This is a genomic window from Lysinibacillus sp. NPDC048646 (assembly GCF_050272295.1).
Classification (GTDB): domain Bacteria; phylum Bacillota; class Bacilli; order Bacillales_A; family Planococcaceae; genus Lysinibacillus.
Map to the genome: position 1 here is coordinate 20,148 of NZ_JBNNLZ010000030.1, position 23,299 is coordinate 43,446.

The 23,299-nt window shown below is 39.0% G+C and carries 28 protein-coding genes and 1 pseudogene; 25 read left to right on the forward strand and 4 right to left on the reverse strand.

Going from position 1 to position 23,299, the window contains the following annotated elements; translation table 11 throughout:
- Positions 1-7: 7 nt before the first annotated feature.
- The 13 genes from ACQKII_RS21625 to paaX all read left to right on the forward strand — a co-directional run bounded on the left by ACQKII_RS21625 (position 8) and on the right by paaX (position 10,203).
- Positions 8-247: a ferredoxin gene (locus ACQKII_RS21625; RefSeq protein WP_427462521.1), complete on the forward strand. Its 240-nt coding sequence runs from the start codon at positions 8-10 to the stop codon at positions 245-247.
- Between the two features lie 69 nt (positions 248-316).
- Positions 317-1,270, forward strand: a complete 954-nt coding sequence (gene paaA / locus ACQKII_RS21630; protein WP_427462522.1) for a 1,2-phenylacetyl-CoA epoxidase subunit PaaA — start codon at positions 317-319, stop codon at positions 1,268-1,270.
- A gap of 21 nt (positions 1,271-1,291) precedes the next feature.
- Positions 1,292-1,645, forward strand: a complete 354-nt coding sequence (paaB, locus tag ACQKII_RS21635; RefSeq protein WP_427462523.1) for a 1,2-phenylacetyl-CoA epoxidase subunit PaaB — start codon at positions 1,292-1,294, stop codon at positions 1,643-1,645.
- Complete coding sequence (gene paaC, locus ACQKII_RS21640; protein WP_427462524.1) at positions 1,638-2,441, forward strand: 1,2-phenylacetyl-CoA epoxidase subunit PaaC; 804 nt, start codon at positions 1,638-1,640, stop codon at positions 2,439-2,441. The genes paaB and paaC overlap by 8 nt, the downstream gene beginning before the upstream one ends.
- A 27-nt stretch (positions 2,442-2,468) precedes the next feature.
- Positions 2,469-2,966 carry a 1,2-phenylacetyl-CoA epoxidase subunit PaaD gene (gene paaD, locus ACQKII_RS21645; RefSeq protein ID WP_427462525.1) on the forward strand — a complete coding sequence of 166 codons (498 nt, stop codon included), beginning with the start codon at positions 2,469-2,471 and terminating at the stop codon, positions 2,964-2,966.
- Between the two features lie 21 nt (positions 2,967-2,987).
- Complete coding sequence (locus ACQKII_RS21650) at positions 2,988-3,290, forward strand: EthD family reductase (protein WP_427462526.1); 303 nt, start codon at positions 2,988-2,990, stop codon at positions 3,288-3,290.
- Positions 3,290-4,066: an enoyl-CoA hydratase/isomerase family protein gene (locus tag ACQKII_RS21655; protein ID WP_427462527.1), complete on the forward strand. Its 777-nt coding sequence runs from the start codon at positions 3,290-3,292 to the stop codon at positions 4,064-4,066. The genes ACQKII_RS21650 and ACQKII_RS21655 overlap by 1 nt, the downstream gene beginning before the upstream one ends.
- A gap of 2 nt (positions 4,067-4,068) precedes the next feature.
- Positions 4,069-4,842: an enoyl-CoA hydratase-related protein gene (locus ACQKII_RS21660; RefSeq protein ID WP_427462528.1), complete on the forward strand. Its 774-nt coding sequence runs from the start codon at positions 4,069-4,071 to the stop codon at positions 4,840-4,842.
- A gap of 16 nt (positions 4,843-4,858) precedes the next feature.
- Positions 4,859-6,367: an aldehyde dehydrogenase family protein gene (locus ACQKII_RS21665; RefSeq protein WP_427462529.1), complete on the forward strand. Its 1,509-nt coding sequence runs from the start codon at positions 4,859-4,861 to the stop codon at positions 6,365-6,367.
- A gap of 73 nt (positions 6,368-6,440) precedes the next feature.
- On the forward strand, positions 6,441-7,313 hold the full coding sequence (locus ACQKII_RS21670) for a 3-hydroxyacyl-CoA dehydrogenase (protein ID WP_427462530.1): 873 nt from the start codon (positions 6,441-6,443) through the stop codon (positions 7,311-7,313).
- Positions 7,306-8,511, forward strand: a complete 1,206-nt coding sequence (locus ACQKII_RS21675) for an acetyl-CoA C-acyltransferase (RefSeq protein WP_427462531.1) — start codon at positions 7,306-7,308, stop codon at positions 8,509-8,511. Before ACQKII_RS21670 ends, ACQKII_RS21675 begins: the two co-directional genes overlap by 8 nt.
- A gap of 69 nt (positions 8,512-8,580) precedes the next feature.
- The gene (locus tag ACQKII_RS21680) at positions 8,581-9,357 is read left to right on the forward strand and encodes an enoyl-CoA hydratase-related protein (protein ID WP_427462532.1); all 777 of its coding nucleotides are present in this window, start codon (positions 8,581-8,583) and stop codon (positions 9,355-9,357) included.
- A 21-nt stretch (positions 9,358-9,378) separates the two neighbouring features.
- Positions 9,379-10,203: a phenylacetic acid degradation operon negative regulatory protein PaaX gene (gene paaX, locus ACQKII_RS21685; protein WP_427462533.1), complete on the forward strand. Its 825-nt coding sequence runs from the start codon at positions 9,379-9,381 to the stop codon at positions 10,201-10,203.
- 46 nt (positions 10,204-10,249) lie between these two features.
- Here the strand turns inward: paaX and ACQKII_RS21690 are convergent, their stop codons facing one another.
- Together ACQKII_RS21690 and ACQKII_RS21695 are read right to left on the reverse strand one after the other, a co-directional pair.
- Positions 10,250-10,648 carry a PaaI family thioesterase gene (locus ACQKII_RS21690; RefSeq protein WP_427462534.1) on the reverse strand — a complete coding sequence of 133 codons (399 nt, stop codon included), beginning with the start codon at positions 10,646-10,648 and terminating at the stop codon, positions 10,250-10,252.
- 20 nt (positions 10,649-10,668) lie between these two features.
- A complete protein-coding gene (locus tag ACQKII_RS21695) occupies positions 10,669-11,658 on the reverse strand; it encodes an NAD(P)H-dependent flavin oxidoreductase (RefSeq protein ID WP_427462554.1) in 990 nt (329 codons plus the stop codon).
- Positions 11,659-11,702: 44 nt separating this feature from the next.
- On the opposite strand from ACQKII_RS21695, the gene ACQKII_RS21700 reads away from it, so the two are divergent.
- Complete coding sequence (locus ACQKII_RS21700) at positions 11,703-12,218, forward strand: gamma carbonic anhydrase family protein (RefSeq protein ID WP_427462535.1); 516 nt, start codon at positions 11,703-11,705, stop codon at positions 12,216-12,218.
- Between the two features lie 165 nt (positions 12,219-12,383).
- Here ACQKII_RS21700 and tadA read toward each other — a convergent pair whose 3' ends face one another.
- Positions 12,384-12,899 (reverse strand): tRNA adenosine(34) deaminase TadA, encoded by a 516-nt coding sequence (gene tadA / locus ACQKII_RS21705; RefSeq protein WP_427462536.1) that lies wholly within the window; start codon positions 12,897-12,899, stop codon positions 12,384-12,386.
- Between the two features lie 326 nt (positions 12,900-13,225).
- Here tadA and ACQKII_RS21710 point away from each other — a divergent pair, with 326 nt between their 5' ends.
- The 11 genes and pseudogenes from ACQKII_RS21710 to ACQKII_RS21760 all read left to right on the forward strand — a co-directional run bounded on the left by ACQKII_RS21710 (position 13,226) and on the right by ACQKII_RS21760 (position 21,724).
- Positions 13,226-13,567, forward strand: a complete 342-nt coding sequence (locus ACQKII_RS21710) for an ArsR/SmtB family transcription factor (RefSeq protein ID WP_427462537.1) — start codon at positions 13,226-13,228, stop codon at positions 13,565-13,567.
- A 64-nt stretch (positions 13,568-13,631) separates the two neighbouring features.
- The gene (locus ACQKII_RS21715; RefSeq protein WP_427462538.1) at positions 13,632-14,579 is read left to right on the forward strand and encodes a cation diffusion facilitator family transporter; all 948 of its coding nucleotides are present in this window, start codon (positions 13,632-13,634) and stop codon (positions 14,577-14,579) included.
- A gap of 85 nt (positions 14,580-14,664) precedes the next feature.
- Positions 14,665-14,997 (forward strand): metal-sensitive transcriptional regulator, encoded by a 333-nt coding sequence (locus tag ACQKII_RS21720; RefSeq protein ID WP_143999261.1) that lies wholly within the window; start codon positions 14,665-14,667, stop codon positions 14,995-14,997.
- 104 nt (positions 14,998-15,101) lie between these two features.
- On the forward strand, positions 15,102-15,308 hold the full coding sequence (gene copZ, locus ACQKII_RS21725) for a copper chaperone CopZ (RefSeq protein ID WP_427462539.1): 207 nt from the start codon (positions 15,102-15,104) through the stop codon (positions 15,306-15,308).
- A gap of 83 nt (positions 15,309-15,391) precedes the next feature.
- Positions 15,392-17,803: a heavy metal translocating P-type ATPase gene (locus tag ACQKII_RS21730; RefSeq protein ID WP_427462540.1), complete on the forward strand. Its 2,412-nt coding sequence runs from the start codon at positions 15,392-15,394 to the stop codon at positions 17,801-17,803.
- 149 nt (positions 17,804-17,952) lie between these two features.
- Positions 17,953-18,591, forward strand: coding sequence for a deoxynucleoside kinase (locus ACQKII_RS21735; protein ID WP_427462541.1), 639 nt, complete (start codon positions 17,953-17,955; stop codon positions 18,589-18,591).
- The gene (locus ACQKII_RS21740) at positions 18,588-19,256 is read left to right on the forward strand and encodes a deoxynucleoside kinase (RefSeq protein ID WP_427462542.1); all 669 of its coding nucleotides are present in this window, start codon (positions 18,588-18,590) and stop codon (positions 19,254-19,256) included. Before ACQKII_RS21735 ends, ACQKII_RS21740 begins: the two co-directional genes overlap by 4 nt.
- A 131-nt stretch (positions 19,257-19,387) precedes the next feature.
- On the forward strand, positions 19,388-19,918 hold the full coding sequence (locus ACQKII_RS21745; protein ID WP_427462543.1) for a TIGR00730 family Rossman fold protein: 531 nt from the start codon (positions 19,388-19,390) through the stop codon (positions 19,916-19,918).
- Between the two features lie 159 nt (positions 19,919-20,077).
- Positions 20,078-20,551 (forward strand): IS200/IS605 family transposase, encoded by a 474-nt coding sequence (gene tnpA / locus ACQKII_RS21750; RefSeq protein WP_427462544.1) that lies wholly within the window; start codon positions 20,078-20,080, stop codon positions 20,549-20,551.
- Positions 20,552-20,815: 264 nt separating this feature from the next.
- Positions 20,816-21,190 (forward strand): annotated as a pseudogene (locus ACQKII_RS21755) (PAS domain-containing protein); the annotation flags it as partial.
- Positions 21,191-21,232: 42 nt separating this feature from the next.
- Positions 21,233-21,724, forward strand: a complete 492-nt coding sequence (locus ACQKII_RS21760; protein ID WP_427462555.1) for a methyl-accepting chemotaxis protein — start codon at positions 21,233-21,235, stop codon at positions 21,722-21,724.
- A gap of 35 nt (positions 21,725-21,759) precedes the next feature.
- Here the strand turns inward: ACQKII_RS21760 and ACQKII_RS21765 are convergent, their stop codons facing one another.
- Positions 21,760-23,175, reverse strand: coding sequence for a DHA2 family efflux MFS transporter permease subunit (locus ACQKII_RS21765; RefSeq protein WP_427462556.1), 1,416 nt, complete (start codon positions 23,173-23,175; stop codon positions 21,760-21,762).
- Between the last annotated feature and the right edge of the window lie 124 nt (positions 23,176-23,299).

The following is a 23,299-nucleotide window of genomic DNA, read 5'->3' on the forward strand; positions in this document are numbered from 1 at the left end:
AACAACTATGGCTAAATTCACAAGAGTAGATCAGAGTACATGTATTGCATGCGGTGCATGCGGTGCATCAGCTCCAGAAATTTTTGATTATAACGACGAAGGTATCGCTTATGTTATTTTAGACGATAACGAAGGATGCCAAGAAGTACCTGAAGATTTATATGATGATTTAGAGGATGCATTGGAAGGCTGCCCTACAGAATCCATTAAAGTAGCAAGTGACTCAGAAAGCTTGCTGGATGAATAATTTTTTTGCCTTTCAATATAACTAAATATATACGAATAAAAAAAAAGGGTTATACGAGGAGGATTTACAATGAGTGTAGCAACGCAATTAGCTGAGCAAGTATTACAAGAGCAGTTTGAGGCACGTATTGCCGCTGGAGACAAAATTGAAGTAGATGATTGGATGCCAGAAGAATACCGTTTAGCGTTAATCAAATTAATTTCTATGCACGGTATTAGTGAAATCATGGGTGCCCTTCCTGAAAAAGAGTGGGTTCCTAAAGCACCGACTTTGTACCGTAAGCTAGGCATTATGGCAAAAGTACAAGATGAAATGGGCCATGGCCAATTATTATTACGCGTAGCAGAAGATTTACTAAAGCCTTATGGGAAAAATCGTGGCGATTTGATGATTGATTTATTCGAAGGTCGTCTTAAATTTCACAATGTATTCCATATGGAAACAAAATCATGGGGCGATGCAGGATTAATCGGATGGCTTGTTGATGGTTCGGCTATCATTTCACAAACAAATATGTTAGGTGCTTCTTACGGACCATATGCACGTGCTTTACAACGTATTTGTGCAGAAGAAGTATTCCACGCACAACACGGTGAAGCTATCATTATGGCTTTAGCAGAAGGAACACCTGAACAACGTGAACTGGTGCAAGATGCGTTAAATCGCTGGTGGGAATCACTGTTATTCTTCTTTGGTCCAGAAACAAAAGAAACAACAGGCACAAGCAAACAAGATGTAACAATTAAATACAAAATTCGCGTGTTATCAAACGAAGGATTACGTCAAAGTTTCTTAACAAAGTATGTTCCACGTATTCAATCGTTAGGTTTAACAGTTCCTGATTCAACTTTACACTTCGATGAGGCACAACAAAAATGGATTTACGCACAACCAAACTGGGAATATTTCAAGAAAATTCAACGCAATGAAGGTCCGTGTTCGCAAGAACGTCTAACACTTCGTCGTTCATCTTACGAAAATAACGCTTGGGTACGCGAAGCATTAACGGCACAAGCAAATTAACTCTTAGAGGGGGGTATTATCGTGGAAAAAGAATCTTTCTATCAAGAATTTGAAGTATTCAGCAAACGAACACCAACAGCCCATTTTCAACACCAATTCAGTCTCCTAGCTCCAAACGGAGAAATGGCACTAATGATGGCTCAGGAAAACTTTATGCGTCGTGAACCTGTCGTAGACATTTGGGTAGTAAATCGTAAACATTTACATGGCTTAACACAAGAAAGCAAACAAGCGTTACAACGCTTAGATAATAAAGACTATCGTACAACAAAAGGCTACGGCTATTTAAAGAAAAAATGGCGGCACTATGAGCAAGGTATGCTAGATGAAAAAGAAATTCTATCTTGGGCTGGGGGAGGCAAAAAAGATGAGTAAAGAAGTGACACCTGAATTTAAAAAAGCCGTAATTACATTGCTTTATCAATTAGCCGATGATGATTATTTATTCTCTTATCGAGGATCTGAATGGCTTGGATTAGCACCGCATATTGAAGAAGATGTGGCTTTCTCATCCATTACACAAGATACAATGGGGCACGCAAAACTATATTATACATTGTTAGAAGAACTTGGTGAAGGCAATTCAGATTCACTAGCGCAGCTTCGACCAAAAGAAGAACGTGGTAATAGCCTACTTGTTGAACGTCCAAACGGTGAAGGTTACTACAAAGAAGCGCCAAATTATGACTGGGGTTATGCGGTTGCACGTAATTACATCTATTCAACAGCGAAAAAAGCAAAAATCGAAGCATTAAAAGTAAGCAGCTATGGTCCAATCCAAGAAATAGCTACTAAGATTAGTGCCGAACTATACTACCACCAAATGCACTGGACTACTTGGTTTACTCAATTATTTACAGCAACAGAAGAATCACGTTCACGTATGAGTTCAGCACTAGAAGAAGTGATTAAAGATGCTGGTGATTTATTCTCATTTGGCGAATTAGCACCAAGCCTCGCAACAACATTTGAATTAATCGAGTCAGAAGAAGCAATAAAAGAACGCTGGTTCGCGATTATAAAACCAACATTTGAAACCGTAAAAATCGCTGTACCTGAACTGCCAACACCGACAATCAATGGGCGCAACGGTCAACATACAGACGATTTAACATCCGCAATTGAGACAATGTCAGAAGTGTATCGTTCTGATTTAGCAGCGAGTTGGTAATCACCATTTACTGAAGGAGGATACATTATGACAACTACTGATTTGCACGAGGCGCACATCTATGAAGTACTTGATACAGTGAAAGACCCTGAAATCGATACGGTGAGCATTATCGATCTTGGCATGATTGAGCGTGTTCAAGTAAATGATGGTCATGTACGTATTGCGGTGCTACCAACATTTTCAGGTTGTCCTGCACTAACAATTATTCAACAAAATATTGAAAAAGCGGTGGCTCAACTAGAAAATGTTCGTGAAGTAGATGTCGTATTTATTAATAGTCCTACTTGGACTTCCGATCGTGTTACAGCAAAAGGTCGAGAGGGGTTAAAGCAATTCGGCATAGCCCCTCCTCCTCGCTTTTTAAAAAAAGATGGCTCTTGGCATGTAGATTGCCCTTACTGTGGGTCTACTTATGTCACGATTGAAAACATATTTGGCCCAACAGCATGCCGCAGTATTTTATATTGCAAGAGCTGTAAAAATCCGTTTGAGGCAATGAAATTAATTTCTACTTCAATGTAGATAAAGGGAGGGAATTTTACTATGGCGAAATTAGTCGCATTATATAAACATCCTGCAGATAAGGCAGCATTTGACGAGCACTACGAAAAGGTACACACACCAATCACGGCAAAAATTCCAGGTTTACGTGAAATGAAAGTAACAAAGTTCAGTTCAACACCGATGGGCACAGAGTTACCTTATTATTTAATGTGTGAAATGACATATGATAGCGCAGAAGATTTAAAAAATGGGCTGCGTTCTCCAGAAGGTAAAGCATCGGGAAAAGATTTAATGAGCTTTGCGAGTGACATCGTTACACTTATTATCGGTGAAGAAGCGTAATGACAGCCTTCACATTTATTGAAGTAACGATTGATAGTGGAATCGGAAATATCTATTTAAACCGTCCGCGCCAATACAACTCATTAAATCGTGCAATGGTCCGTGAAATTATGCAGGCGATGGAACAGTTTGATCGTGACGATCACGTACAAGTCATTGTCGTAGCAGGACACGGAAAAGCATTCTCATCGGGAGCAGATATCGACGAAATGGCTGCAGATAGTACCGTTCGTTTAGAGTTACTAAATCAATTTGCTGACTGGGATCGTATCGCACAAATTAAAAAGCCTATTATCGGCAGTATCAAAGGGTTCGTTTTTGGTGGTGGCTTTGAATTAGCATTATGTTGCGATGTATTAGTTGCCGCAGAAGGCACTGAATTTAGTTTCCCTGAAATAAATCTCGGTGTGATGCCTGGTGCAGGTGGTACCCAACGCTTAACAAAATTAGTAGGACGTACAAAAGCATTGGAGTGGATTTGGAGCGCTACCCGCATTACTGCCGATGAAGCACTCACACATGGCATCATCAACAAAATTGTACAGCCAGAATTGTTAATTGAAGAAACACATAAATTAGCGACAATGCTCGCGCAAAAACCTGCACTCGCTGTACGTCTTATTAAAGAAGCTGTCAACAAAGCCGTTGACTACACACTCTATGAAGGCATGCAGTTTGAACGTAAAAATTTCTATCTATTATTCTCTTCAGAAGATCAAAAAGAAGGCATGCAAGCTTTCGCTGAAAAACGTCAACCGAACTTTAAGGGGAGATAATTATGTTTGAAACTATTCAATATGAACTAAAAGAAACAGTGGCGTATATTTCGTTAAATCGTCCTGATACATTAAATGCATTTACGGCACAAATGAATCATGAAATTCGAACGGCTGTTAAGCAAGCCTCTACAGACACTAACGTACGTTGCATTGTGTTACGTGGTGAGGGGCGTGCATTTTGTTCAGGTCAAGACTTGTCAGTTATCGACGAAGATATGAAACTTGGTGATATTTTAACAGATTACTATGGCCCAATGGTGCAACAAATACATAGCTGTGAAAAACCGATTATCGCAGCTGTGAAAGGTGCCGCAGCAGGTGCTGGCTTTAGTCTAGCACTTGCCGCAGATTTTCGTTTAATGGCGGAAAATTCCTTCTTTATGAATGCCTTCATCCATGTAGGTCTCATACCAGATTCAGGGAATTTATACTACTTAAAACGATTAGTAGGCGACGCCAAAGCACTTGAAATTTCTATACTCGGGCAACGAATTAAGCCAGATGAAGCCAAACAATTAGGATTAGCAACCGCTATCTACAGCAATGACACATTTGAAGATGAAGTCCAGACATTTGCCCAACAGATTGGACAGCTACCGACTAAAGCAATTGGCTTAATTAAACGTAATATGAAGGCAGCACAACACCTAAAGTTTGAAGACTTCCTTACGTATGAAGCACAAAGCCAAAGTATTGCTGGCGCTACAGATGATCATCAAGAAGGTATGAAAGCATTTACGGAAAAAAGACAGCCCCAATTTAGCGGACAATAAGAAGGAGCGAATGACAATGACACAACAAGTACAAGAGCAAGTATCAGTGAAGCGTGATTTTTACCATTTAATTATTAATGGTGAAAAGGTGGAGAGCAGTAACGGTGGGAAATTCCAAACAGTTAATCCTGCGACAGGTGAAGTTGTAGCAACTGTAGCCAAAGCATCCCAAGAAGATGCAGAACGTGCAGTGCAAGCAGCGCGCGCATCATTTGACCATGGGAAGTGGAAGCAATATCCTGTAAATCGTCGCGCACAAGTGCTCAACAAAATTGCTGCTATCATGCGTTCACGCTTCAATGAAATTGTAGAACTAGAAATGCTTGATACGGGTAAATCACTTGTTACCGCACAAGGCCAAGTAAACCAAGCAATTGAAGATTTTGAGTTTTATGCAGGAGCAATTGTTGGTCACCGCGGTACAGTGAACAATATGCCAGGTCAATTCCACAACTACACAGAAAAAGAGCCAGTTGGTGTATGCGCACAAATTGTTCCTTGGAACTATCCACTCATGATGACGGCTTGGAAAATTGCCCCGGCCATTGCCGTTGGTTGTTCCGTTATTGTCAAACCAGCTTCTTTAACACCATTAACTGCCATTATTCTAGGTGAGATTTGCTTAGAAGCAGGTGTGCCAGCGGGTGTTGTAAACATCGTACCTGGTTCAGGCAAAGATGTAGGTAATTACTTGGTGGAACATAAACAAGTCGACAAAGTAGCATTCACAGGTTCTACACCAGTCGGCAAAGGCATTATGGAAAAAGCATCCCAAACATTAAAACGCGTCACATTAGAGCTAGGTGGGAAATCACCAAACCTCGTGTTCGAAGATGCAGATATCGATGCTGCAGTTGACGGTTCACTATATGGTATTTTCTATAACTCAGGTCAATCATGTGAAGCCCGTTCACGCTTATACGTCCACAAAGATATTTACGATGAGTTTTTAGAAAAGTTTGTTGCAAAAACAAAAGCAATTAAACTAGGTGATCCATTCGATAAGGGCACGCATATGGGCGCAATTATCGACTTAGATCAATTAAACGTCATTGATGGCTATGTACAATCTGCCATTGAAGAAGGTGCGACAATTTTAGCAGGTGGAAAAATCGCAACAGTAGAAGGATTTGAAAATGGTTTTTGGTATGAACCAACTGTTATTGCAGACGTGAATCATTCCATGAAAGTTGTACGTGAAGAAATCTTCGGTCCAGTAGTAGTCGTGATGCCATTTAGCGATGAAAAAGAAGCGATTCACTTTGCAAATGATTCTGAGTTTGGTTTAGGTTCTGCTGTTTGGTCAAAAGACGGTGCACGTGCTACTCGTGTTGCAAATCAAATCCAAGCAGGCATTGTTATGGTTAACTGTCCATTCTCTGCTATGCCAGGTACACCATTTGGTGGTTATAAGCAATCTGGTTTCGGTCGTGAGTTATGTATCGAAACATTAGATTTATATACAGAGACCAAAAGCATCATTTCATATTATGGTAGCCGCCCACTAAACCCAATGGGCGTCTAACCACCACAATAACCATATGCGATGAGGTATCCCCACTCTTCGTATATGGTTTTCACAACAAGGAGGAGCTTTCATGAAAAAAGTTATTGTCATCGGATCAGGCGTTATGGGTCGCGGAATTGCTTACGTAAGCGCTGTCGGTGGTTTTGAAACAGCTATTATCGACATTAACGAACAAGCGTTAGAAAATGCTCAAAGAGAAATTACAGCTATTTTTGAAAAATCTGTTATACGCGGAAAATTAACAACGCAACAAGCACAAGAAGCTATATTACGTCTTGCTTACGTGACAGACTTAGCGACTGTCGCAAAAAATGCAGATCTAATCATTGAAGCTGTACCAGAGAAGCAGGACATTAAAAGAGCTGTGTTTGAACAGATGGAACAGTTTGCATCCCCACACTGTTTATTTGCAACAAATACCTCAACAATGAGCCCCACAGAAATTGCTTCATATGCGAAACGACCCGAACAAACAATCGCGATGCACTTCTTCAATCCCGTACATAAAATGGAGTTAGTCGAGATTATTAGAGGTCTTGAAACAAGCGATGAGACGGCACAATCAATTCGTGAAATCGCGGAGCAAATGGGCAAACAAACCGTTGTCATTAACGAGTTCCCAGGTTTCGTTACAAGCCGTATTAGTGCACTCGTTGGTAACGAAGCATTTTATATGTTACAAGAAGGTTTAGGTACACCCGAAGATATTGATAAAGCGATTAAACTCGGCTTAAATTATCCGATGGGCCCATTTGAACTGGTAGATTTAGTCGGTCTTGATGCACGCCTGAATAATTTGCGTTATTTACATGAAAAGCTCGGCGAAAAATACCGTCCAGCACCACTACTTGAACAATATGTACAAGCTGGACGTTTAGGCCGTAAGAGTGGAAAAGGTGTTTATGACTATACCGAGCAAAATGAGGTGAAAAAAAATGATTGAAGTAGTTATTGTAGATGCTGTACGTACACCGATTGGGCGTTATAAAGGCGCATTAAAATCGGTTCGTCCTGACGACCTAGCCGCTGTTGTGATTAAAGCACTCGTGGAACGAAATCCAAAAGTGCCAGCTGAACAAATTGAAGATGTTATTTTCGGAAATGCCAACCAAGCCGGTGAAGACAACCGAAATGTTGCACGTATGGCAGCGTTACTTGCAGAGCTACCAATTGAGGTTGGTGGAACAACGATTAACCGATTATGTGGTTCAGGAATGGATGCTGTGCACTTCGCAGCACGTGCCATCAAAAGCGGCGAAGGTAATATTTTCATTGCGGGTGGTACAGAAAGTATGACGCGAGCACCGTTTGTCATGGGGAAAACTGAAGTGGACTATCCGCGTGGCGACCAAAAGCTATTTGATACAACCATTGGCTGGCGTTTTACAAATCCTGCATTACAAAAGATGTACGGTGCAGATACGATGCCCCAAACTGCAGAAAACGTAGCACAACGTTATAATATTAGTCGTGAGGAACAAGATACGTTTGCCTTTGAAAGCCAACAACGTGCGAAAAAAGCGATGGCAGCAAATCGTTTCGCTGAAGAAATCGTACCCGTACGTATTAAAGATAAAAAAGGGAATGAAATCATCGTTGATACAGATGAACATCCCCGTCCAGATACAACATTAGAGGCACTTGCTAAACTACGACCTATTTTTGATAACGGTACTGTCACTGCTGGGAATGCCTCTGGAGTAAATGACGGAGCATCGGCACTATTACTAATGAGTGCCGAAAAAGCACAAGAACTTGGCGTAACACCATTAGCACGTTATGTAACGGGTGCTGTTGCAGGATTAGAGCCTGCTGTCATGGGTTTAGGACCAATCTATTCGTCACAAAAAGCATTACAACGTGCTGGATTAACAACAAGTGATGTCGGCTTATTTGAATTAAACGAAGCATTTGCATCTCAAGCATTGGAATCTATTAAACAACTAGACCTAGATTCAACAAAAGTAAATGTTAATGGTGGTGCGATTGCATTTGGGCATCCTCTTGGAGCAAGTGGTGCTCGTATTTTAACAACATTACTCTACGAAATGAAGAAACAAAACGTACAATATGGACTTGCTTCTATGTGTATCGGTGTTGGTCAAGGAATTGCAACAATTATAGAAAATATGGAATCATAGAGAGGAGCCGGCACATTTAATGTGCCGGTTTTTACTGAAATCGAAATAATAAAAAAGAGGGGTTTGCATATGGATACAATTTCATTTAAAATAAACAATTATATTGCTTATATAACAATAATTCGACCAGAGACGTTAAATTGTTTCAACTATACAACGTTAGCTCAATTACAACAAGTTGTGGATGAATTACATATAGCTGACAACATCCGTGCTGTCATTTTTACAGGTGCAGGCGAAAAGGCATTTAGTGCAGGTGCAGATTTAAAAGAACGGAAAACATTAACATCCCAAGAAGTACGCCGGAATGTAAGAGCAATTCGAGACGTGTTCAATAGTATTGCAAATTTACCGCAACCTACTATTGCGGCGGTTAATGGACATGCATTAGGTGGTGGCTTTGAGTGGCTCTTAGCCTGTGATTTTGCAATTGCTGTTGAAGAAGCATTACTAGGGTTAACTGAAACGAGTTGGGCTATTATTCCTGGAGCAGGCGGCACGCAACGATTGCCGCGTCTAGTAGGCGAAATGAAGGCAAAAGAAATGATTTTAACAGCGTCGAAAATTACAGCTACAGAAGCTGTGAAACTAGGTATCATTTTAAAAACGGTACAACGGGAAGTGTTAATAACTGAATGCGAGGCACTTGCAGCACGTATTATGCAAAATGGTCCTGTAGCCGTTCGCCAAGCAAAGTACGCCATCTCACAAGGGATGAACACCGATTTACAAACAGGTCTTGCCATCGAATCGAAGGCATATGAGTTAGTTATTCCGACAGAGGATCGCCTTGAAGCATTACAGGCATTCAGTGAAAAACGTCAACCTGTATTTCAAGGGAAATAAGTAAGAAAGTTGGGGGATAAAATGGGCGCCAATACACAGTCAATGATTTTTACGCTCTATGGCGATTATATTATGCGCTACGGTTCAAAAATTTGGATTGGTAGCTTAATTCGTTTATTGAAGGAATTTGGCCATACAGAGCAAAATGTGCGTGTATCCGTATCTAGAATGGTCAAACAAGGGTGGTTACAATCTGAAAGACAAGGGAACCGTAGTTATTATTTTTTAACAAGACGCGGTAAAAAACGCATGGAAGAAGCGGCCAATCGTATTTTCAAGCTGAAACCCAACAAATGGGATCAAAAATGGCGACTTCTGATGTATACCATCCCAGAAGACAAACGTCAGATTCGAGACGAATTACGTAAAGAACTCTTATGGAGCGGATTTGGTTCTTTTTCAAATGGCTGCTGGATATCGCCCAATAACTTAGAAGAAGAAGTTAAATTACTTATTCAAAAATATGATATTGCCGATTATGTAGATTTCTTTTCAGCCGAATATATCGGGCCGCATAATCACGAGGCACTTATTGAAAAAAGCTGGTCATTGACAGAAATTGAAGGGCGTTATGAGGAATTTATGAATCAATATAGCAAGCAATATATTGTGCATCAAAGCGCCATCTCTAATGAAGAAATGTCAGATGCTGAGTGTTTTGTAGAGCGTACAAATCTTGTTCATGAATATCGCAAATTTTTATTTTTCGATCCAGGACTTCCACAAGAATTATTACCGCCTATGTGGAGTGGAAACCACGCCGCCTTACTGTTCCAACAGTACTATAAATTACTAGAAGCACCATCATATCGTTTCTTTGAAGAAATTTTTCATGCTGATAATTAAAAAAATCAAAAGAGCCCACCTCATACAAAGGAGAGCTCTTTTGATTTTATAGAACCATTATAGAAGACGTTACTTTAGCGACATACTGTTCATTTTGCGATATTGTTGCCTCCACATAACAAGTTTTCCGTCCCTTTTTTACAATCGTTGACTCAACAATGGCATTACCTACGTGAAGAGGTCGTAAAAATGTTGTTTGTAAATTGATGGATGAAAAAACCTGATTTTCTTCTAGTACAGAAGCCATCGAATACGCCATTGTAATGTCAGCCGCAGAAGTAATATATCCACCCATTACGACTTGATGACCGTTTAAAAACCTTTCGTCAATCTCCCATGAACAAATCGCATCTCCGGCAGTAGCTGAGATTACTCTAATACATAGCGTTTGATCACATGCTGGTGGTTCAACCGTCCCGTTAATAGCTTGTTTTAAGTCAATCATGGTCGTTTAGGTCCTTTCTTCTATTGAGACTGAAAATTATTGAGCAATGCATGATTTAAACATTGCTGTGTATCGGTCATCATATTGTTGATAAGTGTGGCAACAGTCGGTAGGTCTTGAATCGCCCCGGCAATTTGCCCACTATTCATAAAACCACCCTGTTCATTTCCTTCAATAGCGCCCTTCATATGATACGTTTCAGATGTACGTTCTAGATAATCAGCAAGTGTTATACCTTTTGCTTCGTCTGCCAGAAGTGAAGATGTGAAAGGCGATTTTAATACACGACGTACTTGTCCAACTGATCGGCCAAGAATAACCGTTTCCACATCAGTCGCATCGAGCAGTCTTTGTTTATACGTCATATGGACAGGCATTTCCTGCGTAGCAATAAAACGTGTTCCCATTTGTACACCCGCTGCCCCAAGCATGAATGCAGCTGCCAATCCTCGCCCATCACCGATACCACCCGCTGCCACAACGGGAATTGAAACGGCATCAACCACCTGCGGAACTAGCGTAAATGTTGTCAGTTCTAGATTTGAATTAATTCCTGCAGCCTCATAACCTTCTACAACAAGCACATCAGCACCACCTTGTACGGCTTTGATAGCATGTTTGACAGCTGCTACAACCACAATTACACAAATATTATGGGCATGTAACTTCTCGATAAATGGTTCCGGATTCCCTGCTGATAAAGAAACGACCGGTACTTCAAGTGTTATAGCCATTTGTAATAATTCTTTCGTATGAGGATTAACATTAATTGGAACATTAATAGCAAATGGTTTTTCCGTCAATCTTTTTGTCGCTACTATGCGCTCCTCTACTTCTGCTGTTGACATCGTCCCACAGCCTATCGTCCCTAATCCTCCTGCATTTGACACAGCGGCTACAAGTGCAGGACTGCTGATATTTCCCATTCCGCCTTGGATAATTGGATATTGAATCTTTAAAACAGAACATAATTGATTCAATAAATACACCTCCCGTTTAAAATGTGTTATATTAAATTTAACAAAATAATCAGACGAATGGAAGGGTGAATTTTATGGAGATCACATATGCTACTAAGAAACCAGTTGTACACGAATCTGTCTTTCAGGCTCCAGGCACATATATCATTGGGGATGTATTAATAGATGAAGAATCCTCTATTTGGTTTAATGCAGTATTACGTGGAGATGAAGATACTATCAGCATTGGAAAACGCTGTAGTATTCAGGATAATGCAACGATTCATTTATTCGAAGGGGCGCCTGTTATTGTAGAAGATGACGTAACGGTTGGCCACCAGGTAGTCTTACATGGCTGTAAAATAGGTCGTCGTACGATTGTCGGCATGGGGTCAGTTATTTTAGATTATGCTGAAATTGGAGAAGAATGTATTATTGGCGCAAATACACTTATTACACAAGGTACAAAAATTCCTCCACGTTCATTAGTTGTTGGCTCACCAGGTAAGATTGTTCGCACTTTACAAGATAAAGACTTTGAGTTAATCCAATTATCAATTGACATATATGTCCAAAAAGGAAAAGAATTCAAGCAGATTTTCGAGGGTTAATTAGTTACTGACATACTGTGAATACTACTGGAGTTAACATTATGTATGGAAGTAATGAAAAAGATTTAGTTTGGATACAAAAAACAGCCAGACACTCTTTTTGCTCCTGTCGTTTCGTTTTCACGTAGGAACAGGTTGCGACTTCGGAATGTCTGGTTTTGTTATTTATTGTTCTCTAAGTTGTTCGGCTAATTTCCGTGCCTTTTTCTCAGCTTTTTTACGTTCACGTAATGTTTGGAAAAAATCGGTTAAAATTTGCCCACATTCCTCAGCCAAAATACCTTCTGTCACGTCACATTCATGGTTAAAGCGCGCATCATTTAATAGACGGTAGAGTGAATCTACGCAACCTGCTTTCATATCTCTTGCACCATAAACAACACGGGGCACCCGGGACTGTAAAATAGCCCCTGCACACATAGGGCAAGGCTCAAGTGTAACGTAGAGTGTTGTATTTTCTAGACGCCAGCTACCGATTTTTTCACATGCTTCTTGAATCACCATTAATTCGGCGTGTGTTGTCGCATTTTGTGTTGTTTCACGCAAATTATGGGCACGTGCAATAATCTCCCCATCGAAAACAAGTACAGCCCCTATTGGAACTTCGCCAAGTATAGCCGCTTTTTTTGCTTCTTCTAAGGCACTATGCATAAAAGTACGATCTGTTTCAAAAATATCCACTAGTATCTCTCCTTAAGAGTAGTGTATCATGCGGTTAATTTTATTATCAAATGGAATAAAAAATAGGCAATCCCAAAAGTAAAAATAGTATGCGAGATACTCATGGCATGCTTTTTTTGATATAAAGGCATAAACTCTTACGGGAAAGCGAAGTGAATTTTTACCATATAGCAAGATGATATTTATTGTTTAAAGGACTTTTGGGATAGCCACTAAGTTGTTTGCCATTTATTTCTTTTGTAATTGACATTCCTTATAGAACCATTTATATTTGTATATGAACACATGCTCATATACAAATATAATTTATTGGGGGTCCATTATAAATGACTGATGAAATTAAAAAGAGTAATGCAGAAGTACAATTTGAGAAGGAACAACAGTTAGACGAAGAAACACTTTTTGTTGTGTCTCAAACGTTTAAAGCCTTAAGTGATCCGACAAGAATACGTATCTTAAACTTATTATGTTCAGATGAACATTCAGTGAACGACATAGCTGAAATCTTAGATTTAAGCCAATCAACGGTGTCGCACCAATTACGCTTTTTGAAAAATTTAAGATTAGTGAAATTTAGAAGAGAGGGTACTTCATTATATTACTCAAAAGACGATGATCACATTATGAATTTATTGAAACAAGCAATTGAACATGCTACGCACAACTAGATATTTTTTATTAACAGAGTGATTTATAGCAAAAAAGACGAAAGTAAAAAATGGAGGGATAGGCATGGGGCATCATCACGATCATGGCCATGATCATACACATGGCGCGAATAAAAAAGTGTTATTAATATCATTTATCATTATAACGAGTTATATGGTTGTTGAAGCTATTGGTGGTTATTTAACAAATAGTTTGGCACTCTTATCGGATGCTGGACATATGTTGAGTGATTCTATCTCGTTAGCGATCGCTCTCCTTGCTTTTATGTTTGGTGAAAAAGCAGCAAGCTATAGTAAAACATACGGTTACAAACGCTTTGAAATTTTAGCTGCAGTGTTAAATGGTGTAACATTAATTTTGATTGCTTTATTTATTTTTTATGAAGCAATTGAACGTTTCGCGAATCCACCTGAAGTGGCGACTACAGGCATGCTTATTATAAGTGTTATTGGCTTAGCGATAAATATATTGGTCGCATGGATTATGATGCGCGGTGGTGATACAGAGGATAATTTAAATATGCGTGGAGCCTTTTTACATGTACTAAGTGATATGCTTGGTTCTGTAGGAGCAATTATAGCCGCATTATTGATTATGTTTTTTGGTTGGGGTTGGGCTGATCCACTGGCGAGTGTAATTGTCGCATTACTAGTACTAAGAAGCGGCTATTATGTAACAAAGGCTGCTATCCACGTTCTAATGGAAGGAACGCCTTCAAATGTTGATGTGCAGGATATTATTCAAACAATTGAGCATACTAGAGGAGTCCAAAGTATCCATGATTTACATATATGGACAATTACGAGTGGAACAAATGCGCTTTCCTGCCATGCAGTTGTTGATGAACAGCTAAAAATTGCTGACAGTGAGAATATATTACGTGAAATTGAACACAATCTTGAGCATAAGGGAATAAAACATGTAACGATACAGTTAGAAACAGCAGCACATAAACACGATAATTCAATTTTATGTAAGATAAAAAATGAAGAATCGCATCATCACCATTAACGGAGTACTTAGTTTATGAAAATCTTTTACTTTACATACCCTTCTTGGGTATAGTATGATGATTATGGAATAGGAGGTGGATATGATGGAAGACACAGTGAAAGAAGATGCTTGTCATACGGAGGAAGGGGCGTCGTGTCGAAAAAGTCATCACCCTGAACGTGTTAAAAAAGATTTAACTACTCGTTTGAATCGAATCGAGGGTCAAATACGAGGCATTAAGGGCATGATTGAAAAAGACGTTTACTGTGATGATATTATTACGCAACTATCGGCTACACAATCGGCTTTAAACAGCGTAGCGAAGATCTTATTAGAAGGTCATTTAAAAGGTTGTGTTGTAGATCGCCTGTCAGAGGGTGATGAAGCAGTCTTAGATGAATTACTAGTGACGATTCAAAAATTAATGAAAAAGTAAAAGAATTTATAGATGATACAGCTTTGAACACACAGGGGGAATGAAGCCTTTTTTGATGAATAAATAGCCCACTGTCATATTCTAATTTAAAGGAGAGATTTTTTATGCAAAACGTAACATTAAATGTGCAAGGTATGTCATGTGGTCATTGTGTAAGTTCAGTGGAAAAAAGTGTTGGGGCGCTAAATGGCGTAGAACAAGTAAATGTAAACCTAGCAGATGGTTTAGTTGATGTAGCTTTTAACGAAGCACAAGTATCGCTTGAACAAATTAAAGAAACAATTGACGATCAAGGCTACGAGGTAGAATAACATAAAAGGAGTGCTCACGTAGCACTCTCTTATTTTATATTTTATATACCCCCTATTGGTATAAAAGAGAGGTGGAAAGTAAAATGAGCTCAGAGTTGAAAGAAGCCAATCTACAAATTACAGGGATGACATGTGCAGCCTGTGCAACGCGTATAGAAAAAGGTTTAAATAAAATGGACGGTGTTGAGCACGCAACTGTAAATTTAGCACTTGAAAAATCATCCATTAAATATAATGCAACCAAACTAACTGAGGCAGATTTTGAAAAGAAGATTGAAGCGCTTGGTTATGGTGTCGTAAAACAAAAAACAGAATTAGATATAACAGGGATGACGTGTGCAGCCTGTGCAATACGTATAGAAAAAGGATTAAATAAGATTGAAGGTGTGTCATTTGCAACTGTAAATTTAGCACTTGAAAAAGCAACAGTTGAATTTAATCCATCTGAAGTTGCAGTTACCGATATTATCGCGAAAGTAGAGAAATTAGGGTACGAAGCACATCAAAAAGCAGATGAGCAAGAAACAGTAAATCATCGCGAAAAAGCCATTAAGCAGCAACAAAACAAATTTATTTTATCGGCCATTCTATCTCTACCATTACTTTGGACGATGGTTGGGCATTTTTCGTTTACTTCATTTTTATATGTCCCCGAATTGCTAATGAATCCGTGGGTGCAGCTGGTGCTAGCAACGCCTGTTCAATTTATTATAGGGAAACAATTTTATGTTGGTGCATATAAAGCTTTACGTAATGGTAGCGCCAATATGGACGTACTTGTAGTAATGGGAACATCTGCAGCCTATTTCTACAGTGTCTATCAAGCAATTGTTACAGCAGGTTCGCATCATGGCCCACACTTATATTTTGAAACAAGCGCCGTACTCATTACATTAATTTTATTAGGTAAATTATTTGAGGCAAAAGCAAAAGGTCGTTCATCGGAGGCTATTAAAAAGTTAATGGGTCTTCAAGCAAAAACGGCTATAGTCGTACGAGACGGGGTTGAAAAAGAAGTATCGTTAGAAGAAGTGGTAATTGGTGACATTATCTTAGTTAAACCAGGTGAAAAGATCCCAGTAGATGGTGAAGTATTAGAGGGAACAACGGCCGTCGATGAATCCATGTTAACAGGGGAAAGTTTACCTGTTGATAAAAAGCAAGGTGATCTATTATTCGGCTCAACAATTAATAAAAATGGCTTCATAAAAATGTCAGCAACAAAGGTTGGCCGTGATACAGCACTTGCACAAATTATTAAAGTTGTAGAAGATGCGCAGGGGTCAAAAGCGCCAATTCAACGTTTGGCAGACCAAATATCAGGCGTATTTGTACCTATCGTTGTCGGGATCGCCATCATTACCTTTCTAATTTGGATTATCTGGGTTCAGCCAGGTGAAGTTACACCTGCACTTGAAGTATTAATCGCAGTACTGGTTATCGCTTGTCCATGTGCGCTCGGCTTAGCTACACCTACATCTATTATGGCAGGATCAGGTCGTGCAGCTGAATTTGGCATTTTATTTAAAGGTGGCGAGCACTTAGAGCAAACACAAAGCATCGATATGGTTGTAGTCGATAAAACAGGTACAGTGACACATGGTAAACCAGTACTAACTGATGTCTTAGTAGCTACAAAACAAGACGAAGAGCAATTCTTATCACTGATTGGGGCAGCAGAGAAGCAGTCTGAGCATCCATTGGCAGAAGCGATTGTACATGGGATTGTAGAGCGAGGCATTACGCTTGGAGATGTACAATTTTTCGAAGCAATTCCCGGCTATGGCGTGCAGGCGACTGTATCAGGTCAAGGAGTTGTTATTGGAACACGTAAATTAATGAAACAATATGGTATAGATATAGAAGAAATACTGCCAGCAATGGAAACATTAGAAGAGAACGGTAAAACAGCAATGCTAGCGGCCATTAATGGACACTATGCAGGTCTAGTAGCAGTTGCAGATACTGTTAAAGATACGTCGAAAGAAGCTGTTCGTCGTTTACAAGACATGGGTATCACGGTCATTATGATGACGGGTGACAACGAACGTACTGCAACAGCAATCGGTGCAGAAGTTGGCGTCGATGATGTTATTGCGGAAGTGCTTCCTGAAGGTAAAGCAGATGAAGTGAAAAAACTACAAGCCGCAGGTAAAAAAGTGGCGATGGTGGGTGACGGTATTAATGATGCGCCAGCACTTGTGACAGCCAATATTGGCATGGCAATTGGTACAGGTACAGATGTAGCGATGGAAGCTGCGGATATTACACTTATCCGTGGTGACCTAAACAGTATTGCTGATGCAATCATTATGAGTCGTAAGACAATGCGCAATATTAAACAAAACTTATTCTGGGCATTTGCTTACAATACGCTAGGTATCCCAATTGCCGCAATGGGACTACTGGCACCTTGGGTTGCTGGAGCGGCAATGGCTTTTAGTTCAGTATCAGTTGTCTTAAATGCTTTACGTTTACAACGAGTAAAATTATAGCTAATATACGACCCACTTCGGTGGGTCTCTTTTTATGGTCATTTTTTTTTAGAATGCATTGATTCTGTTTTTCACTTTCTCACTATGATACAATGAAAAGCACTGATTAATTTTAACTTTATTCATAGAATGTAAAGGAGGAGCTTCTAGTGACTGTACCATTTGTTACGGTAGAAGGTCCGATTGGTGTTGGTAAAACCTCTTTATCAAAAGAGATTGCGGCGACATTTAATTACCATCTATTAAAAGAAATAGTAGACGAAAATCCCTTTTTAAATAAGTTTTATGAGGACATTGAGGAATGGAGCTTCCAGACGGAAATGTTCTTCCTATGTAACCGTTATAAACAATTAACAGATATAAAAAAATTCCGCTTAGCAGATGAAACCCCTGTTGTGGCAGACTACCATATTTTTAAAAATCTAATTTTTGCTAAGCGTACGTTGGCACCTACTGAGTATGATAAATACGAAGAAATCTATCAAATTTTGACGAAGGACATGCCTGTTCCGAACGTAGTTGTTTATTTATATGCGAGTGTGGATACATTAATGAAACGAATTGCCCAGCGTGGTCGCGAATTTGAAAAAATGATTTCGCGTGAATATATGGAGCAACTCGTAGCAGATTATCATTCTTTTATTGAGCATTTTGAAAAGATGCATCCACAAATTCCTGTTATTCGCTTTAACGGTGATCAGCTAGACTTCGTAAAAAAACCAAGTGATTTACAATATATTCTAAAAATAATAAAGGATACGTTACAACAAAGGAGCTTGCAACAATGAATTTGAGAGAAAAATACGATATTCCACCACATACGGTAATAACAATCGCCGGTACAGTTGGCGTTGGAAAATCAACAATGACGAAGGCGCTGGCAGAGGCATTAAATTTCCGTACGTCATTTGAAAAAGTGGATACAAATCCGTATTTAGATAAATTTTATGAGGACTTTGAAAAATGGAGCTTCCATCTTCAGGTGTACTTCCTTGCTGAACGCTTTAAGGAACAAAAACGTATTTTTGAATACGGTGGTGGTTTTATTCAAGATCGCTCTATCTATGAAGATACAGGGATTTTTGCAAAGATGCACTTCGATAAAGGAACGATGAACCCGACCGATTATAAGACTTATACAAGTTTGTTCGACGCGATGGTGATGACTCCGTACTTCCCACACCCAGATTTACTTGTCTATTTAGAGGGACCGATTGATGATGTCATAGGACGCATACAAGAGCGTGGTCGTGCAATGGAGCAACAAACACCGAATGATTATTGGATTGAGATGCATGACCGTTATGAGAATTGGATTAATAATTTTAATTCATGCCCAGTGCTTCGTTTAGATATTAATGATTATGATTTAATGAAAAATCCTGACGCAATTGAATCAATTGTGAGTCGCATCAGTCATATGCTAAAACAAACAAGCCATTTACGTAAATAGGAGTCTCTCATAGTTTATAACTAATAATAGCCTAGTAAGAATAAGTAGTTGTTTAAGAAAATAAATGACAAAAGACGTGAGACAATATGAAGCTTATTGTTATCACGTCTTTTGCAGTAGGAGGACTTATTATGAGAATAGCAGTGTATTGCGGCTCTGGATTAGGCATAAACCCAATTTATGCTGAGAAGGCAACAGAGTTAGGTATGGTTTTGGCAGAAAATGGACATGGCGTTGTGTACGGGGGTTCAAAAACAGGATTAATGGGAAAAGTGGCAGATGCAGTGTTAACAGCAGGTGGGGAAGTGATTGGTGTAATGCCAACACATTTACAAAAGCGGGAATTAGCACATGCCTCGCTAACAGAAATTCATTTTGTTGAGTCGATGCATGTGCGAAAAGCCAAAATGGTAGAGTTAGCAGATGCCTTTATAGCCCTACCAGGTGGAGGCGGTACGATGGACGAATATTTTGAAGTGTTTACATGGGCGCAAATAGGTTTACATGAAAAACCAGTTATTTTATATAATGTGAATGGTTTTTATGATGCACTTCTGCAACATTTTACTAGAATGTTAGAGGAAGGCTTTATCCGTACAGAACAAAAATCATTAATTCGTGTAGCAACGACACCAGAAGAAGTTTTAGAAATCATTAAATAGACATGGGCAAATATTGCCCATGTTTTTTTGTATGCTTTGAAAACCCCCTGCTGTGCAGGGGGTTCCGGAAAGCTTTTAGCTATGGACAATAAAAAAACTCCAATCGTACAATAAAGTCAGGTCTGGTCAACCGACTTCGTACGAAAGGAGCCTCCAAAAATGGATAATAAAAGTTTAGCACATACAACATGGAATTGTAAGTATCACATCGTCTTCGCACCGAAATATAGAAGACAAGTTATTTATGGTCAAATCAAGGCGGATGTAGGAAGAATTCTACGTCAGTTGTGTGAAAGAAAAGGTGTAGAAATTATTGAAGCAACAGCATGTCCAGATCATATACATATGTTGGTGAGTATACCGCCGAAACTAAGTGTATCTTCGTTCATGGGCTATATAAAAGGGAAGAGTAGCTTAATGATTTTCGACCGACATGCCAATTTAAAGTATCGATATGGAAATCGACAATTTTGGTGTAGAGGATATTATGTGGATATAGTCGGTCGAAATCGAAAAATGATTCAAGAGTATATCAAGAACCAATTACAAGAAGATATCCTACATGATCAGATGACAATGAAAGAATTCATTGACCCGTTCACAGGAGAAGAAATCAAGAGAAAGAAAAAATAAGTAAGCCGCTTTAGCGGTTTGTGTGGAAACGGAGTGCGGTTGGCGGACCTTTCAGAATGTCTTTAGACATGGGCCAGTACCCCAGCGTTTCACGCGCAGAGCAAACCACCAGTTATACTGGTGGTTCTGATTTGTGAAAAAATAATTAAACACGCTCGTTATGCAAGGTGCACACTTAATTAGATTATAATGGAAATAATAACTTTTGAAAAATAGTAGTGGAAGAGCTATTCAGTTTAAAATGGAGTGATTGGGGTGTATTTTATGCAAAAGATAGACACACTAGTAACAGATGATTTAGTGGTTCAGGCAATTGAACGCAATGTAGCCATTATCCGCTTTGATATGAATCGGAAAGTTGCCTATGTGAACGAGCTTTTTGCGAAAACGATGGGCTATACAGTGAATGAAATGATTGGAAAGAATCATAAAGTATTATGTTTTCCTGAATTTGTAACTAGCCCTGATTATGAAAGTTTTTGGCGCAATTTAGCAGAAGGAAAAAGCTTTCAGGATAAAATTAAACGAATGGATGCCCAAGGAAATAGTATTTGGCTTGAGGCTACATACATGCCGGTGTTTGGGAATGATTCAAGAAAAGTAATTGGCGTATCAAAAATTGCAACGAATATTACAGACCGTCAAAATACAATTATCAATGTAGCAGACAACTTAAAGCAAATGTCTGCCCAGCTCTATAGCCGTTCAGAGGCAGGTATAAAAAATAGTGAGGGTTTGCTAGTAACAATTCAACAAGTTTCAAAAGAATCTGGGGAGAATGTGAGAAATCTTGCCCAGTTGCAAAATCAGGCTGAATCGATTAAAGGTATCGTCAAAACTATACAGGACATTGCTTCTCAAACAAACTTACTTGCATTGAATGCCGCTATTGAAGCTGCAAGAGCTGGTGAATATGGAAGAGGTTTTGATGTTGTAGCAAAAGAGGTTAGAAAACTTTCAGTAAGGGTGGAACAGTCCATCTCAGAAGTGAAAGATAATGTAGAGGGAATAGTACGTGAAATTGGGCAGGTCACAGAAAGTATTACACGTATAGCTGAAAAAGTTGAGCAAACGAATGCCCAAATTAAGGTGACTTCTAGTGACTTTGTTGAAATAGCTTCTGCTGCGGAGGCATTAGATGAACGTTCAAAACAATTTACAGATTTAATTTAAAAGAAGCATGTGGCAAGGATGCCGCATGCTTCTTATTATTTTTCATCTTGTACATGTTTCATAAAGAATGATAAAACAAGCGCAATAGTTGCGAGGACCAATGCAAAAGTTAGAGCATGCTGTACACCAATAATCGAGCCAGTAAAAGAATTATCAGCAGTTTTTCCATTTACTTTAACAAAATTGGCTGTACTGATTGACATAATTGTAATAGATACTGCTGTACCAATTGCGCCTGCAACCTGCTGTAATGTATTCATAAATGCAGTGCCATCTGGATACAAATGACGTGGTAGTTGATTTAAGCCATTTGTTTGTGCAGGCATACTTGCAAGTGAAATACCGACAAACATTAGGATATGAAAAACTACGATAAAGTAGACAGATGTTTCTGCATCAATTGTACGTAATGCGAAAAGTGCAACAATTTCCAGTAATAAACCGACTGGCACCATAATACGAGGACCAAAACGATCAAAAATATGACCTGAAGCGACAGCCATGAAGGCATTGATAACACCCCCAGGAAGTAGAGAAAGACCAGCAATCATTGGTGCAAGAAGTAAGATATTTTGCAGATAAATAGGAAGTAATACCATCGTAGCTAAGATAGTCATATGTACGAGAATGACCATCAAAATGCCAATATTGTACATAGGGAATGAAAACACTTTTAAATTTAACATCGGTTGTTCCATTTTTAATTGACGTACACAGAAAAGTATAATTCCTAGTGCACCGATGCCGATAGCAATCATTACTTCAGCTGTTATAAATGTGCCAAGCTTACCAGAAATACTGAATCCGTAGACTACTCCTCCAAAACCAATTGTTGAAAGGATGATTGACAATACATCAAATTTAACGGGATGTACTTCACTCACATTTTGCACAAATTTTAAGCCGAGCCCAAACGAAATTATTAAGAATGGTAGGCTCATCCAGAAAATATAATGCCATGAGAAATGTTCCATGACGAAACCTGCAATGGTTGGGCCAATAGCAGGGGCGAAAATGATAACTAAGCCGATTTTTCCCATTGCAGCCCCACGTTGATTAATGGGATAAATCATGAGTACGACCTGCATCATGAGAGGCAAAATAATGGCGGCTCCTATAGCCTGAATAATTCGTCCAGTAAGTAATAATATAAAGGTTGGCGATATTGCTGAAACCACAGTACCGATAATCGTAAATAGTAATGACACAATAAATAAATGCCTCGTTGTAAAACGCTGCATAAAAAATCCTGATAAAGGTACTAATATACCGAGAGTTAATAAATACCCAGTTGTTAGCCACTGAATAGTAGAAGCGTCTGTTTTAAAATCTACAATGAGTTGGGCAAAGGCCATATTAAGGGCTGTTTCATTAAATAAACCGATAAAGGCAGCGACTAGAAAAGCAGCAATAATTTTATTGCGTTGTTCATATAACTTTTGACTATCCATATAACCCTCTTTTTCTTTAGTTTTCATTTACTCCTAACAGTAACATATACAAATGATTTATTTCCATCTGTTTCCGCCGTATTTATCGAATATAAAGTAGTAGAGGATAAAAAAGACTAGTCAA

Bases quoted from the DNA above. Each gene is read 5' to 3' on its own strand.
- paaA (WP_427462522.1), top strand. From the start codon at position 317: ATGAGTGTAGCAACGCAATTAGCTGAGCAAGTATTACAAGAGCAGTTT.
- ACQKII_RS21745 (WP_427462543.1), top strand. From the start codon at position 19,388: ATGAGAATAGCAGTGTATTGCGGCTCTGGATTAGGCATAAACCCAATT.
- ACQKII_RS21740 (WP_427462542.1), top strand. From the start codon at position 18,588: ATGAATTTGAGAGAAAAATACGATATTCCACCACATACGGTAATAACA.
- ACQKII_RS21700 (WP_427462535.1), top strand. From the start codon at position 11,703: ATGGAGATCACATATGCTACTAAGAAACCAGTTGTACACGAATCTGTC.
- ACQKII_RS21675 (WP_427462531.1), top strand. From the start codon at position 7,306: ATGATTGAAGTAGTTATTGTAGATGCTGTACGTACACCGATTGGGCGT.
- ACQKII_RS21720 (WP_143999261.1), top strand. From the start codon at position 14,665: ATGGAAGACACAGTGAAAGAAGATGCTTGTCATACGGAGGAAGGGGCG.
- ACQKII_RS21760 (WP_427462555.1), top strand. From the start codon at position 21,233: ATGTCTGCCCAGCTCTATAGCCGTTCAGAGGCAGGTATAAAAAATAGT.
- ACQKII_RS21650 (WP_427462526.1), top strand. From the start codon at position 2,988: ATGGCGAAATTAGTCGCATTATATAAACATCCTGCAGATAAGGCAGCA.
- tnpA (WP_427462544.1), top strand. From the start codon at position 20,078: ATGGATAATAAAAGTTTAGCACATACAACATGGAATTGTAAGTATCAC.
- ACQKII_RS21765 (WP_427462556.1), bottom strand. From the start codon at position 23,175: ATGGATAGTCAAAAGTTATATGAACAACGCAATAAAATTATTGCTGCT.
- ACQKII_RS21655 (WP_427462527.1), top strand. From the start codon at position 3,290: ATGACAGCCTTCACATTTATTGAAGTAACGATTGATAGTGGAATCGGA.
- paaC (WP_427462524.1), top strand. From the start codon at position 1,638: ATGAGTAAAGAAGTGACACCTGAATTTAAAAAAGCCGTAATTACATTG.
- ACQKII_RS21710 (WP_427462537.1), top strand. From the start codon at position 13,226: ATGACTGATGAAATTAAAAAGAGTAATGCAGAAGTACAATTTGAGAAG.
- ACQKII_RS21730 (WP_427462540.1), top strand. From the start codon at position 15,392: ATGAGCTCAGAGTTGAAAGAAGCCAATCTACAAATTACAGGGATGACA.
- ACQKII_RS21715 (WP_427462538.1), top strand. From the start codon at position 13,632: ATGGGGCATCATCACGATCATGGCCATGATCATACACATGGCGCGAAT.
- paaX (WP_427462533.1), top strand. From the start codon at position 9,379: ATGGGCGCCAATACACAGTCAATGATTTTTACGCTCTATGGCGATTAT.
- ACQKII_RS21670 (WP_427462530.1), top strand. From the start codon at position 6,441: ATGAAAAAAGTTATTGTCATCGGATCAGGCGTTATGGGTCGCGGAATT.
- ACQKII_RS21680 (WP_427462532.1), top strand. From the start codon at position 8,581: ATGGATACAATTTCATTTAAAATAAACAATTATATTGCTTATATAACA.
- ACQKII_RS21660 (WP_427462528.1), top strand. From the start codon at position 4,069: ATGTTTGAAACTATTCAATATGAACTAAAAGAAACAGTGGCGTATATT.
- ACQKII_RS21625 (WP_427462521.1), top strand. From the start codon at position 8: ATGGCTAAATTCACAAGAGTAGATCAGAGTACATGTATTGCATGCGGT.
- ACQKII_RS21690 (WP_427462534.1), bottom strand. From the start codon at position 10,648: ATGATTGACTTAAAACAAGCTATTAACGGGACGGTTGAACCACCAGCA.
- ACQKII_RS21665 (WP_427462529.1), top strand. From the start codon at position 4,859: ATGACACAACAAGTACAAGAGCAAGTATCAGTGAAGCGTGATTTTTAC.
- copZ (WP_427462539.1), top strand. From the start codon at position 15,102: ATGCAAAACGTAACATTAAATGTGCAAGGTATGTCATGTGGTCATTGT.
- paaD (WP_427462525.1), top strand. From the start codon at position 2,469: ATGACAACTACTGATTTGCACGAGGCGCACATCTATGAAGTACTTGAT.